Genomic DNA, 13,150 nt, shown 5'->3' with positions numbered 1-13,150 from the left:
TCAGCTATTCTTTTATAATATTTACGGTGCCTTTTACATTTATTGAAAGCGCCCACAAATCTGATGCTATAACTTTGTTGTTTTCATCAACAACTCTAAAATGTGCGGTATTTGGTAATGCATAGCCTTCATCTAAGGCTAAAAATTCAATGGTGTTTACACCTGGCTTTAGTTCAATTTTAAAACCACTAAAAGCATTTGATAAACCTGCTCTGTAAACCATAATTTCACCATTTACAGTAACACGCACTAAATCACCATCTTCTAAACCATAATCTCTGTACATAACTCTAACCACTTTTGATGTTGTTCTGTGATCTCCAAAAAACACATCAACCTTGCTCCCTTTAGTACCTAAACCTTCTTGTTGTTTTATGGTATTTTCGTGTTTTTTAATGCGGTCTGTATACAATTCACCAGGGTCGCCAAAATCTTCACTAAACATAGATAATTCTTTTTTTGGCATTTTTAAATTTTGAACTTGTTTAGGGGCAGATAATCCTGTGAATGGGTTAGATTTATTATCTATTTTTTTTGAAGGTGTTAAAGGAGACGCATCTAAGGAGTCTTTTTTAGTTTCTACAGCGGGTATTGCAAATGATTTTTTCTTAGAATCAATTTGAGCTTGCATTGATACAGAAAAAAACAAAAGCACAATAAATAAATAATAGAAATGTTGTGTTTTAATCATGTAATACTGTGTTACTTTTTCAAATATATTTTTTATTCTTAACAATTAAAATACATTTTTACTTCTTTTAACACAAAAACTATTCCTTTTTTTCTTTTTTAAAGCCATAAACTAGCTGTTTAAAGAAGTTTTTAGGCATTTTATTATCATCATTGTAGCCTAAAGTTATTTTGCCACTAGTTTCAGGTATATAATTGGTATTAAAAATATAATCCCAAATACTTAGGCTAATACCATAATTCACACCATGGTTATGCGTTTTTGGTAGTGTATAAGCATGGTGATATAAGTGCATTACAGGATTATTGAAAATATATTTTAGTGGCCCATATGATAATTTAATGTTGGCATGGTTTAAATGCCCAATGGTTATTGCTACAAAATGTACAATAAAAGCTTGTTGGGGTTCAAAACCACCTATAAACATAACAGCTAATAGTTTTAACGGTTTGTATAATATGTTTTCCATCCAATGGTAACGCAGATGTGCAGCAAAACCCATTTGTTTTACAGAATGGTGTACTTTATGAAATTGCCATAAAAACTCAAATCTATGTAGCATAACATGAGTAAACCACTGTACAAAATCTAATAGCACAAAAAATACTAATAATTCTAACCATGTTGGTAAATGCGCTAAATTTATCAATTGAAATGATGTTGCTTTTATACCAAAATTTTCAAAAATTAATTCTAAAACATTGTAAAAACCGCTTATAATTATTGTGAATATAAAAAAGTTAAAAAACATGTAGAAAGCATCTAACCAAAAATCTTTTCTAAATATAGATTGTTCTTTACGCCAAGGAAATACAATTTCTAACAGCCAAACAATCAAAGAAATAACCACTAAACCCCAAAAGTAATTTTGTTGTATTGGTACTTTAAAAGTTATTGAATGCCAAGTCCATGTAACAGAATTAACAAAAGCGTTGTAAAAAGCCTCTAAATAGGTATTCATATTAATAATTAATAAGTGTTTTTAAAGCTATTTCAAATCGGTTTTTGGGTAAATAGCCATCTTCTAAAGGTTTAGCAAACGGAATTGGCGTATCAATACTAGCAACCCGTTGTATGGGCGCATCTAAATATTCAAAACAATTTTCTATTATCAATGCTGAAATATCACTAGCAATGCCACCAAAAAGCGAGTCTTCTTGAAATATAATAACACGACCTGTTTTTTTTACCGAATTAAAAATAGTTTCAGTATCTAGTGGTTGAAGTGTACGTAAATCAATTACATCGGCTGATATGTCTGGATTTTTATTTAGAGTATTTAACGCCCAATGAACGGCTGCGCCATACGCTATAACACTAACTTGCGCGCCTTGTTTTATTACTGAAGCTTTTCCAAACGGAATGGTGTAATAATTAGTGGGCACGGGTTGCCGTATGCTTCTATAAAGGGCTTTGTGCTCAAAAAATAATACCGGATTAGGGTCATTTATAGCAGTGTTTAACAAGCCTTTGGCGTCTTGCGGAAATGCAGGATACACCACTTTTAAACCAGGTGTTTTTGTAAACCACGCTTCATTGGTTTGTGAATGAAAAGGACCCGCACCAACATCTGCACCACAAGGCATTCTTAAAACTACATGAGCGTGTTGTTGCCAACGGTAGTATGATTTTGCTAAATAATTTACCACAGGATTAAAACCCGAACTAATAAAATCTGCAAACTGAAGTTCTACAACTGCTTTCATGCCTGCAATTGATAAACCCATGGCGGTTTCAATAATTGCAGATTCGCAAATGGGTGTATTACGAACACGCTCTTTACCAAATTGCTGAACAAAACCTTCGGTTACCTTAAAAACACCACCATATTCAGCAATGTCTTGTCCTAAAACAACTAAATCTTCATGTTGTTCCATGCTTTGTTTTAGCCCATCAGAAATGGCATCAACAAACCTTAAATTATTTGTATTTTTTACTGGTTTAAACTCTTGAAAATCAAAATTTTTAAAAACATCATTTAATTCTATACTTTCACAAAATACAATATCATTTTCAGCAAAAGCAATAGCTAAATTGTCTTTTATTTCAGTATCTATTTCAGCTTTAATTTTAACTTCAAAATCATCAGTTATAATATTTTTACTTTTTAAATACTGCTCATAATTTTTTAACGGATCTCTCTTTTTCCAAGTCTTTAAAAGAGATTCCGGAACGTATTTAGTACCGCTAGCCTCTTCGTGTCCACGCATTCTAAAAGTTTTAAATTCTACTAAAACAGGTCGTGCATTTTTGCGCATACTTTTGGCTATCTTTTTAATTTTGGTGTAAACGTCAATAATATTATTGCCGTCAATTATATGCGATTCCATACCGTAACCTAAACCTCTATCAGCCAAATTTTCACAATTATATTGCTCTTTTGTAGGAGTTGAAAGTCCGTAACCATTATTCTCAACACAAAATAATACGGGTAATTGCCAAACGGAAGCCACATTTAGTGCTTCATGAAAATCACCCTCACTAGTGCCGCCTTCACCTGTAAAAACAGCAGTTACAGTGTTTTTGTTTTTTAATTTACTGGCTAATGCTATGCCATCGGCAACACCTAATTGTGGGCCCAAATGTGATATCATACCAATAATTTTATATGCTTGTGTACCAAAGTGAAACGATCTGTCTCTACCTTTTGTAAAACCCGAAGCTTTGCCAAACCACTGTGCAAACAATCTGTTTAATGGTATGTTTCTACTAGTAAAAACTCCCAGATTACGGTGCATTGGTAAAATATATTCATTCTTTTTTAATGCTAACGTAACACCAACGGCAATTGCTTCTTGCCCAATACCCGAAAACCATTTGCTTATTTTTCCTTGCCTAAGTAATAAAAGCATACGCTCTTCAATCATGCGAGATTTTAGCATGTTTACGTATAAGTTTATTAACTTTTTGGTTTTTAATTTGTTTTTATAAACTAAGGTTTTATTAGCAAAACTAGCGCTCATAATTTGGGATATTACATATCAAATATACCATAAAAAGCAAGCTTAATCCTCAAATTTAAGTTAAATTAAACAGACTCTAAACTTGTAATGTTTTTGTACATTTGTAACATTCACAATTAAAAAAAATAACATGAATAGTATACCAAGTGTTAATTTAGAAGATTTTATTTCTAACAATCCAGAAAAAAAACAAAGCTTTGTAAATGCCATAGGAAAGGCTTATGAAGATATAGGTTTTGTGGCCTTAAAAGGGCATTTTTTAGATGACGCATTGGTTGAAAGGTTATATACTGAAGTAAAGAATTTTTTTGAATTACCTTTAGAAACTAAGCAGAAATACGAAATTCCAGGTATTGGCGGACAAAGAGGTTATGTGTCATTTGGAAAAGAAAGTGCAAAAGGTAAAAAAGAAGGCGATTTAAAAGAGTTTTGGCATTTTGGACAATATGTTGATGATAATGACGCTTTAAAAGCCGAATACCCAGAAAATGTTAATGTTGAAGAATTACCAGAATTTAACAAAGTTGGTAAAGAAACCTACAAAATGCTTGAAAAAACAGCAAAATATGTACTTAGGGCTTTAGCACTTCATTTAGGTTTAGAAGAAACATATTTTGATAATTACATACACAACGGAAACTCTATTTTAAGGCCTATTCATTACCCACCAATAACTGCAGAACCTAAAGAAGCTGTTAGAGCTGCTGCACATGGCGATATTAATTTAATAACCCTTTTAATGGGTGCGCAAGGTAAAGGTTTACAAGTGCAAAATCATAAAGGCGAATGGATTGATGCCATAGCACAACCTGATGAATTAATGATTAATGTTGGAGACATGCTATCAAGGCACACAAATAATAAATTAAAATCTACAATTCATAGAGTGGTTAATCCACCTAAAGAGCTTTGGGGAACTTCGCGTTATTCAATTCCATTTTTTATGCATCCAATTAGTGATATGAAATTAGATGTTTTAGAGCAATGCATTGATGAAAATAACCCAAAACAGTTTGATAATATTACTGCTGGCGAATTTTTAACCGAACGTTTAATTGAATTGGGCCTAATTAAAAAATAGCCGTTTGCTTATTTATTTAAACTTAATATGGATTTACAAGATCAATTAAAAAATCTGTTTCCAGATCACGTATCGGAAGAACCAATTAATGAAACTTCCAATGAAAATGATAATATTTGGATGCAAGATGACCCTATAATTTGCAAATACGAAAAACGTAAAGGCAAGCCTATTACAATTTTAGAAGGTTACACAGGCGCTACCGAAGATTTTAAAATACTAGCAAAAGACATAAAAAAAACGCTAAGTGTTGGTGGTAGTTTTAAAGATGATAAAATTTTTATTCAAGGTGATTACAGAGATAAAATAATGACTATTTTAAAAAACAAAGGGTTTAAAGTAAAACGCGTTGGCGGCTAATACAATATTATGGCAATAAAAGAATCTGAACTAATTTTAAATCCAGATGGTAGTGTTTATCATTTAAATTTAAAACCTGAAAACATTGGAGGTACAATTATTTTTGTTGGTGACCAAAATAGAGTTGAAAAAGTAACAAAACATTTTGATACTGTAGATTTTGAAACTCAAAAAAGAGAGTTTAAAACACAAACAGGCACCTACAAAGGCAAGCGAATATCGGTTATTTCAACCGGTATTGGGCCTGACAATATTGATATTGTTTTAAATGAATTAGATGCTCTTGTAAACATAAATTTAGATACTAGGCAACCTAACAAAACACTTAAAAGTCTTGATATTATTAGAATTGGCACATCAGGTTCTTTACAAAAAGATATTCCTGTTGATGCTTTTGTTTTAAGTGAATACGCTCTAGATTTAAACGGTATGCTCCATAGTTATCAAATAGAAAATATTAGCCATCCAGATATTGAAAATGCTTTTGTAAACCAAACTAATTGGAGTGCTAACAAAGCGCGCCCTATTGTTATAAAAAACAGTGAAACGCTTCAAAATAAAATTAATAGTAACCAAACGTTTCTAGGCGTTACGGCCACGGCTGGCGGTTTTTATGCGCCACAGGGTCGCGTACTAAGGTTACCTTTGCAAGATGAACTTCTTAATAAAAAAATTGATAGTTTTAATTTTAACGGATTGCGTGTTACCAATTTAGAAATGGAAACATCGGCCATTTACGGCCTTAGTGAACTTTTAGGGCATAATGCCGTTTCTATGAACGCTATTATAGCAAACAGAGCAACAGGTGATTTTAGCCAAAACCCATACAAAACCGTTGAGAATTTAATAACATACACCCTTAATAAAATTGCAGAATAATTAATGAAACAAGTAAACATTGGTGGTGTACCAGAGCATTTTAATTTAGCTTGGTACTTAACGCTAAAAGATGGTGAGTATAAAAATGAAGGTATTAATTTACGCTGGCACGACTATTATGGTGGTACAGGCGCCATGTGTAAAGCTTTAAGAAATAAAGATATTGATATAGCTGTTATTTTAACCGAAGGCATTATAAAAGATATCATTGCCGGAAACCCAAGCAAAATTGTGCAAACCTTTGTGCAAACACCTTTAATTTGGGGTATTCACGTAGCAGAAAAATCAAAATATAAAACTTTAAATGATTTAAAAGGAACAAAAGCTGCAATTAGCAGATATGGTTCTGGGTCACATTTAATGGCTTACATAAATGCCGAAAATAACCAATGGAATTTAGAAAATGATTTAAATTTTGAAGTTATAAAAAACCTTAACGGTGCTGTTGAAGGTTTAACCAATGGTGATGCCGATTATTTTCTTTGGGAAAAATTTACAACTAAGCCTTTGGTAGATGATGGTACTTTTAGAAGTGTTGGCAACTGCCCTTCTCCGTGGCCTTGTTTTGTTATTGCTGTTAGAGAAGATTTTATTGAAAATAATGAAGCTGAACTCAAAACTATTCTAGATATTATTAATAACACCACAGCCGATTTTAAAGACATACCAAGTATTGATAAAACCATAGCAAACCGCTATGAACAAAAACTAGAAGATGTACAAGAATGGCTCACTTTAACAGAGTGGTCTCAAGAGGTTATTGATAAAAATACCATTGAAAACGTACAAAACAAACTGCTAAAACTAAACATAATACCCAATAAAGTAGACTACAACACATTAATTCATAAAATATAAAAGAAACAACTGTTAATTAAATTGAAAAATTTATAGCAGACATAACTAATTGTGTATTTTTGAATTGAAAATTTATATAAATAATGAAGAAAATTTTATTAATTACTTTAGTTGCTTTTGCATTTGCTTGCAAACAAGAACCTAAAGATTACGCAACACTTTCGGGTGAAATAACTAATAAAAATAGTGACTCACTATTAATTAGATCTAGAAATTTCACTAAAACAATACAGGTTAATGACGATGGAACTTTTAAAGATACACTAAAAGTAGAAGCTGGTGTTTACAACTTATTTGATGGAAAAGAATCTACCTATTTATTTTTAAAAAATGGTGTAGATATCAAAATGACTTTAAATACTGATGAATTTGATGAAAGTATAAGTTATACAGGTGAAGGTGCAGAAACTAGTACCTATTTAGCTAAAAAAGCATTATTGCAAGAAACCGCTTTAACTGCAGATTTGTTAGATTTAGAAGAAGATGCTTTTAAAACTAAAGTATCTGAAGTGCAAAAGCAATTCACTGAATTATTAGAAAATTCAAAAGGTTTAGATTCAACTATTCAAGCCAATGAAGCTACTAATTTAAGTAAAATGGAAGAAGGTTTACTTACGGCTTACAAGCAACAAAAAGCCATGGCAAGCCAATATGATGATTTAATTGGAAAACCATCACCTAGTTTTTCTAACTATGAAAACGCTAAAGGCGGCACTACATCTTTAAGTGATTTAAAAGGAAAATACTTATACATTGATATTTGGGCAACTTGGTGCGGACCATGCAAAAGAGAAATTCCGTTTTTAAAGGAAGTTGAAGCAAAATATCACGATAAAAATATTGAGTTTGTAAGCATTTCTGTTGATGAAGGTCGTGGTTATAAAGGCGATACGCCCGAAGCTCGTTTAGCAGCAGCTAAAGAAGGTTGGAAAAAAATGATTGCCGATAAAAACATGGGTGGCTTACAGTTATTAGCAGATAATGCTTGGAGATCAGAATTTGTACAAGGCTATAAAATTATGGGTATTCCTAGATTCATTATTATTGATCCAGAAGGAAATGTTGTTGATGCCGATGCACCAAGACCTTCAAGCCCAAAACTCATCGAAATATTTAATAGTTTAAGTATTTAAAAATTTCATTATAAAATAAAGTAAAGCCTCATTTTTTGAGGCTTTTTTTATACCAAAAACTTATTTGAAAAAAAATATTAAAACTTTATATTTGTTTTAAGCAGAACTTTCCCTAGCAAGTTTTCTTTTAAGAATTTATTAATGCAAAAAACACTTTATAAAAGATGCCTTTTATTGAAGAAACCAACTTAGTTAACTTACATAAATTAATTGAAAAAGGAGAAAAAGATTTAGATCTTGCTTCACAAGAAATAAAAACAAAAACAAGCAAGTTACAAAACGCTTATTTTTTTAATAAAATGCTAATAATACTTGCTTGTATTCTGTTTTTTGGCCTTGTCTACGCGCTTTACTATTTCTATACTTTTAATAATGAAAACCAAATTGTAAACCATGAAATAGTAATAAAAAAACAACCTGAATTGCTTAATACAGCATTAAACACTAACACATACCAAGGTTTAATATACAGCGTACAAATAGGTGCTTTTGAAAAGTTTAATATAAAAACAATAGAAGAACATCAAGCTGGCGTTATAACCAAAAGCAAGGTTAATAATAATTACAAATATGCTGTTGGTAATTTTAGAAACTATAATGAAGCTTTATCTTTAAAAAAAGACTTAATAACTCTTGGCTTTAAAGACGCGTTTATTGTAGCTACTAATAATGGTGAAAAATTACTTGTTAAAGATGCCTTGTTAATAAGTAATGAAACTATACACTAGTTTTTTGTATTGCTTAGTTTAAACAAAACCAGTGTATAGCTAAATTTAATTTACTGTTGTGCTGCTGCTTCATCGCCTTCTTTAGGCGCTTGTTCTTGTTCTGGCTGTTTAAATAAATCTATAAAGGCTTCGCCTAAATAATCTATTATGTGACTTGCTATTAAACTTTGGTAACCATAATCGTTAACAGCAATATCTCCAGATTTTCCGTGTAAATAAACACCAAAAATACTTGCAGCCAACGGGTTGTAACCTTGTGAAATTAAACCAGTAATAATTCCCATTAAAACATCTCCCGTTCCTGCGGTGGCTAACCCCGGATTTCCTGTAGTGTTTACATAAAGTTTATCGCCAGCAACAGTAATGGTATTGGCGCCTTTCACAACAATAATAATTCTGTATTTTTTTGATAAAGCTTTGGTTTTTTTCAGTTTATCAAAATCGTCTTCCCATTTACCAACAAGACGCTCTAATTCTTTTGGGTGCGGGGTTAAAACTGTGTTTTCGGGTAATAATTTTAATAAATCTTTGTTTTTTGCTAAAATATTTAGGCCATCGGCATCAATAACTAAAGGTGTTTTGTTTTCTTTTAAAAATTTTTCAAAAGCTGTTACTGTTTTGGTGTTGGTACCTAAACCAATACCCAAGCCAACAACCGTTGGTTCAACATCAAATACAATATTAGTTATGTGAGTTTCACTATCATCTGTAAACACCATGGCTTCAGGAAATGAAGCTTGCAACACATTATAACCACATTTAGGAACAAATGCAGAAACTAAGCCAGCACCTGCAGATAAACACGCTTTACTGGCCAAAGTAACAGCGCCAATTTTTCCGTAGCTTCCTCCAATTATTAAACTATGTCCAAAATTGCCTTTATGCGAAAATTTATCACGCGGAACGTACATTGGCAAAACTTCATATTTACCAATTAATTCTACTTCGGTGTTAGTAGTTTGCACAAATTCGGCATCTAAACCAATATCTAAAACTTCCCACTGTACAGTGTACTTAGCGGTTTCAGGTAAAAAGAACACTAGTTTTGGGGTTGCAAAACTTAAGGTATAACCGGCTTGTACAACATCATTTTCATTTTCGGGAACTTTATCGGTATGTAATCCTGATGGGATATCAACCGATAAAGTGAAAGCTTTTGTATTTCTAAAATGAACAAATAAGGCTTTAACCCAGTTTGCAACCGGTCTATTTAGGCCTATGCCAAAAACAGCATCAACAATAATATCATCAGGGTGAATTTCAGGAAAATCTTCTTCACATTTTAATAAAGTGGGCCAATTTTTAGTAACATTTTTTATTCTATCATAATTTATTAAAAAATCTTTTGAGCGTTTATCACTGTAGTTTACAACATAAGTGTGCACATTGTAGCCATGTGTTATTAAATGCCTTGCTAATACCAAACCATCGCCACCATTATTGCCAATACCACAAAATACGTGCACGGGTACTTGAGCACCTTGCATGCGCATGTGCATCCAGTTAAAAATTTGGGTAGCCGCACGTTCCATTAAATCGGTTGATGTAATATTTTGTCTTACGGCTGTAAGTTTATCTCCTTCGTAAATTTGTTCTTTAGAGAATATTTTCATTAATGTAATGTTTATTGAATTTCTAATTCTTTTGTAATAACGTTGAATTTCTTAAAATAAAAAGTGTTATGCTTAAGAATACTACAAAAAAAATGTTTTAGTTTTTTAATTTGGTTAAATGTAATACTTTTGGGTAATATTATAATAGCTTATAATGATTCATTTGAACCAAAATACGATGTTTACACGTTCTTTTTCTACTAAAAGAACCATTTCTATTATTGGTACAACTACAAACACAACTACCCTTTGGGGTTGTTAATTATATATACTTCGGGCTATCGTGTGATTTTTTCAACAAATCACGTTTCAATAAAATATTTACATAATCAATTTCATTAAAAAATGAAGGTTTTAAAATTTGGGGGAACATCTGTAGGTTCTTCAAAAAACATAAATAACGTAATAAACATTTTAGAAAACACCTCAAAAAACAGCAACGTAGCATGTGTTGTGTCTGCTGTTGGAGGCATTACCGATAAATTGTTATTAGCAGGTAAAAAAGCACAAAATAAAGAAGCAGACTTCACCAATGTTTTTAACACTATAAAGCAAACGCATATTACCATTGTAAAGGAGTTAATACCAGAAAACAACCAAACGGTTATAGCTTATGTTGAAGAAAAACTTGAGGCATTAAAAAATTTATTAGATGGTATTTTTTTAATAAACGAGTTATCACCAAAAACATCAGATAAACTTGTGAGCTTTGGTGAGCTTTTATCGTCTTTCATTATTGCTGAAACCATGAAAAGTAGAGGAATATCTGCTGAAAGAAAAAATTCTCAAGAGCTTGTAATTACTAATGCTAACTTTACAAAAGCCGAAGTTAATTACAAAATTACCAATGAAAACATTCAAAATTACTTTAAATCGGCCTCACAAACAATTACCATTTTACCTGGTTTTGTTTCAAAATCTTTAAATGGAGAACAAACAACTTTAGGTCGTGGCGGATCAGATTTTACAGCAGCAATTATTGCAGCAGCTTTAAAAGTTGAACAATTAGAAATTTGGACAGATGTTAGCGGTATGTTTACCACCAACCCAAAAATGGTAAAACAAGCCTACCCTATTAGCGAAATATCATACCAAGAAGCCATGGAATTATCGCATTTTGGCGCTAAGGTTTTATACCCGCCAACGGTACAACCTGTTTTAAATTTAGAAATTCCTATTCATATAAAAAACACTTTAAAGCCCGAAGCTGTTGGTACAATAATATCAAATAAAGCTACAAATGGCGCTAACCCCGTAAAAGGAATAAGTAACATTGGTAACATTGCTTTGTTGACTTTAGAAGGTAGCGGAATGGTTGGAATCCCTGGGTTCTCTAAGCGTTTGTTTGAAACACTTTCTCAAGAAAAAATTAATATTATTTTAATTACCCAAGCATCATCTGAACATTCTATTTGTTTAGGTATTGAAGCTAAAGATGCTGTGTTAGCAAAAGAAGCTATTGATGCTACTTTTGAAAACGAAATTGCTCTTAATAAAATAGAACCTATTATTGTTGAAGAACATTTGTCTATTGTTGCTTTAGTGGGCGATAATATGAAAAACCACCAAGGTATTAGTGGTAAAATGTTTAGCGCTCTTGGTAAAAACAATATTAATATTCGTGCCATTGCTCAAGGTGCTTCAGAAAAAAACATATCTGTTGTCATTGCCGAAAGTGATGTAAAAAAGGCATTAAACGTACTACACGAACAGTTTTTTGAAAGTAAAACAAAGCAACTTAATGTATTTATTACAGGTGTTGGTAATGTTGGCGAACGTTTGGTTGAACAAATAAAACAACAACGTAAATATTTAAAAGAAAATTTAAAAATAAACCTACGTGTTGCCGGACTTTCAAACTCAAGAAAAATGGTTTTTAATGAAAGTGGTTTAGATTTAAAAGACTGGAAAGACCAACTAAATAACGGAGAAAAAGCAACATTACAAGGCTTTTTTGAAAAAACAAAATTGCTTAATTTACGTAATAGTATTTTTGTTGATGTTACTGCCAACAAAGATGTTGCTAACCTTTACGCACATTATTTGCGTGAAAGTATTGCTGTTGTAGCATGTAATAAAATTGCCTGCTCTAGTGCGTTTTCAAACTACAAAGAGTTAAAACGTTTATCATTAAAATATAATGCGCCTTTTTTGTTTGAAACCAACGTTGGCGCAGGTTTACCTGTTATTGATACGCTTAATAATTTAGTAGCTTCGGGTGATAAAGTTAAATCTATTCAAGCCGTTTTAAGCGGAAGTTTAAACTTTGTTTTTAACAATTTTAATGATACCACTAAATTTTACGATGTTGTAAAACAAGCAGCAGCCGAAGGTTACACTGAGCCAGACCCAAGAATAGACTTAAGTGGTGTTGATGTGGCTAGAAAAATTTTAATTTTAGCCAGAGAAAGCGGTGTTGAAATGAATTTAGAAGACATTGAAAACACATCATTCCTTTCTCAAGCAGGACTAAAAAGTGATACCGTTGATGATTTCTATAAAACATTGATTGATGATGAAGCACATTACCAAGCTTTATTTGCTTCCGCGAAAGCGCAAAATTGTCAGTTAAAATATGTAGCAAAGTTTGATAACGGTAAAGCAAGTGTAAGCCTGCAAGAAATTCCTGTAGGACATCCATTTTATAATTTAGAAGGTAGTGATAATATAGTAATGTTTTATACTGAACGTTACCCAAAACAACCTATGATTATTAAAGGCGCTGGCGCTGGTGCCGATGTTACAGCATCAGGCTTGTTTGCAGATATTATTAGACTAGCAAACAATTAAAAAATTATGGAATTACACAAAGAAAGTGATATTTCATGCTCTAGTGCCGCAGAA

The 13,150-nt window shown here is 31.9% G+C and carries 11 protein-coding genes; 7 read left to right on the top strand and 4 right to left on the bottom strand.

Features of this window, described 5'->3' with window-relative positions; translation table 11 throughout:
- Positions 1-4: 4 nt before the first annotated feature.
- From ACYX4H_RS13275 to ACYX4H_RS13265, 3 genes are all read right to left on the bottom strand, one after another.
- A complete protein-coding gene (locus tag ACYX4H_RS13275; RefSeq protein ID WP_476236768.1) occupies positions 5-691 on the bottom strand; it encodes a hypothetical protein in 687 nt (228 codons plus the stop codon).
- Positions 692-770: 79 nt separating this feature from the next.
- Complete coding sequence (locus tag ACYX4H_RS13270) at positions 771-1,652, bottom strand: sterol desaturase family protein (RefSeq protein WP_476236767.1); 882 nt, start codon at positions 1,650-1,652, stop codon at positions 771-773.
- 1 nt (position 1,653) lies between these two features.
- Positions 1,654-3,654 carry an alpha-ketoacid dehydrogenase subunit alpha/beta gene (locus ACYX4H_RS13265; protein ID WP_476236766.1) on the bottom strand — a complete coding sequence of 667 codons (2,001 nt, stop codon included), beginning with the start codon at positions 3,652-3,654 and terminating at the stop codon, positions 1,654-1,656.
- A 130-nt stretch (positions 3,655-3,784) separates the two neighbouring features.
- Here ACYX4H_RS13265 and ACYX4H_RS13260 point away from each other — a divergent pair, with 130 nt between their 5' ends.
- From ACYX4H_RS13260 to ACYX4H_RS13235, 6 genes are all read left to right on the top strand, one after another.
- The gene (locus tag ACYX4H_RS13260) at positions 3,785-4,735 is read left to right on the top strand and encodes an isopenicillin N synthase family dioxygenase (RefSeq protein ID WP_476236765.1); all 951 of its coding nucleotides are present in this window, start codon (positions 3,785-3,787) and stop codon (positions 4,733-4,735) included.
- Positions 4,736-4,762: 27 nt separating this feature from the next.
- Positions 4,763-5,095, top strand: a complete 333-nt coding sequence (locus tag ACYX4H_RS13255) for a translation initiation factor (RefSeq protein WP_476236764.1) — start codon at positions 4,763-4,765, stop codon at positions 5,093-5,095.
- 9 nt (positions 5,096-5,104) lie between these two features.
- Positions 5,105-5,974, top strand: coding sequence for a nucleoside phosphorylase (locus ACYX4H_RS13250; RefSeq protein ID WP_476236763.1), 870 nt, complete (start codon positions 5,105-5,107; stop codon positions 5,972-5,974).
- Between the two features lie 3 nt (positions 5,975-5,977).
- Positions 5,978-6,832, top strand: coding sequence for a substrate-binding domain-containing protein (locus ACYX4H_RS13245; protein WP_476236762.1), 855 nt, complete (start codon positions 5,978-5,980; stop codon positions 6,830-6,832).
- Between the two features lie 83 nt (positions 6,833-6,915).
- Entirely contained in the window at positions 6,916-7,965 is a 1,050-nt protein-coding gene (locus ACYX4H_RS13240) for a TlpA family protein disulfide reductase (protein ID WP_476236761.1), read from the top strand.
- Between the two features lie 164 nt (positions 7,966-8,129).
- Positions 8,130-8,693, top strand: coding sequence for an SPOR domain-containing protein (locus ACYX4H_RS13235; protein WP_476236760.1), 564 nt, complete (start codon positions 8,130-8,132; stop codon positions 8,691-8,693).
- A 50-nt stretch (positions 8,694-8,743) separates the two neighbouring features.
- On the opposite strand, the gene ACYX4H_RS13230 is transcribed toward ACYX4H_RS13235, so the two are convergent.
- Positions 8,744-10,306, bottom strand: a complete 1,563-nt coding sequence (locus ACYX4H_RS13230; RefSeq protein ID WP_476236759.1) for an NAD(P)H-hydrate dehydratase — start codon at positions 10,304-10,306, stop codon at positions 8,744-8,746.
- Positions 10,307-10,651: 345 nt separating this feature from the next.
- On the opposite strand from ACYX4H_RS13230, the gene thrA reads away from it, so the two are divergent.
- Entirely contained in the window at positions 10,652-13,096 is a 2,445-nt protein-coding gene (thrA, locus tag ACYX4H_RS13225) for a bifunctional aspartate kinase/homoserine dehydrogenase I (RefSeq protein ID WP_476236758.1), read from the top strand.
- Positions 13,097-13,150 lie beyond the last annotated feature (54 nt).

This window comes from Seonamhaeicola sp. ABD4_340, assembly GCF_056312135.1.
The sequence above is the reverse complement of the archived record's forward strand: the minus strand, read 5'-3'. Positions and strand labels throughout refer to the sequence as shown.

Bases quoted from the DNA above. Each gene is read 5' to 3' on its own strand.
- ACYX4H_RS13270 (WP_476236767.1), bottom strand. From the start codon at position 1,652: ATGAATACCTATTTAGAGGCTTTTTACAACGCTTTTGTTAATTCTGTT.
- ACYX4H_RS13265 (WP_476236766.1), bottom strand. From the start codon at position 3,654: ATGAGCGCTAGTTTTGCTAATAAAACCTTAGTTTATAAAAACAAATTA.
- ACYX4H_RS13240 (WP_476236761.1), top strand. From the start codon at position 6,916: ATGAAGAAAATTTTATTAATTACTTTAGTTGCTTTTGCATTTGCTTGC.
- ACYX4H_RS13250 (WP_476236763.1), top strand. From the start codon at position 5,105: ATGGCAATAAAAGAATCTGAACTAATTTTAAATCCAGATGGTAGTGTT.
- ACYX4H_RS13235 (WP_476236760.1), top strand. From the start codon at position 8,130: ATGCCTTTTATTGAAGAAACCAACTTAGTTAACTTACATAAATTAATT.
- ACYX4H_RS13275 (WP_476236768.1), bottom strand. From the start codon at position 691: ATGATTAAAACACAACATTTCTATTATTTATTTATTGTGCTTTTGTTT.
- ACYX4H_RS13245 (WP_476236762.1), top strand. From the start codon at position 5,978: ATGAAACAAGTAAACATTGGTGGTGTACCAGAGCATTTTAATTTAGCT.
- ACYX4H_RS13260 (WP_476236765.1), top strand. From the start codon at position 3,785: ATGAATAGTATACCAAGTGTTAATTTAGAAGATTTTATTTCTAACAAT.
- thrA (WP_476236758.1), top strand. From the start codon at position 10,652: ATGAAGGTTTTAAAATTTGGGGGAACATCTGTAGGTTCTTCAAAAAAC.
- ACYX4H_RS13230 (WP_476236759.1), bottom strand. From the start codon at position 10,306: ATGAAAATATTCTCTAAAGAACAAATTTACGAAGGAGATAAACTTACA.
- ACYX4H_RS13255 (WP_476236764.1), top strand. From the start codon at position 4,763: ATGGATTTACAAGATCAATTAAAAAATCTGTTTCCAGATCACGTATCG.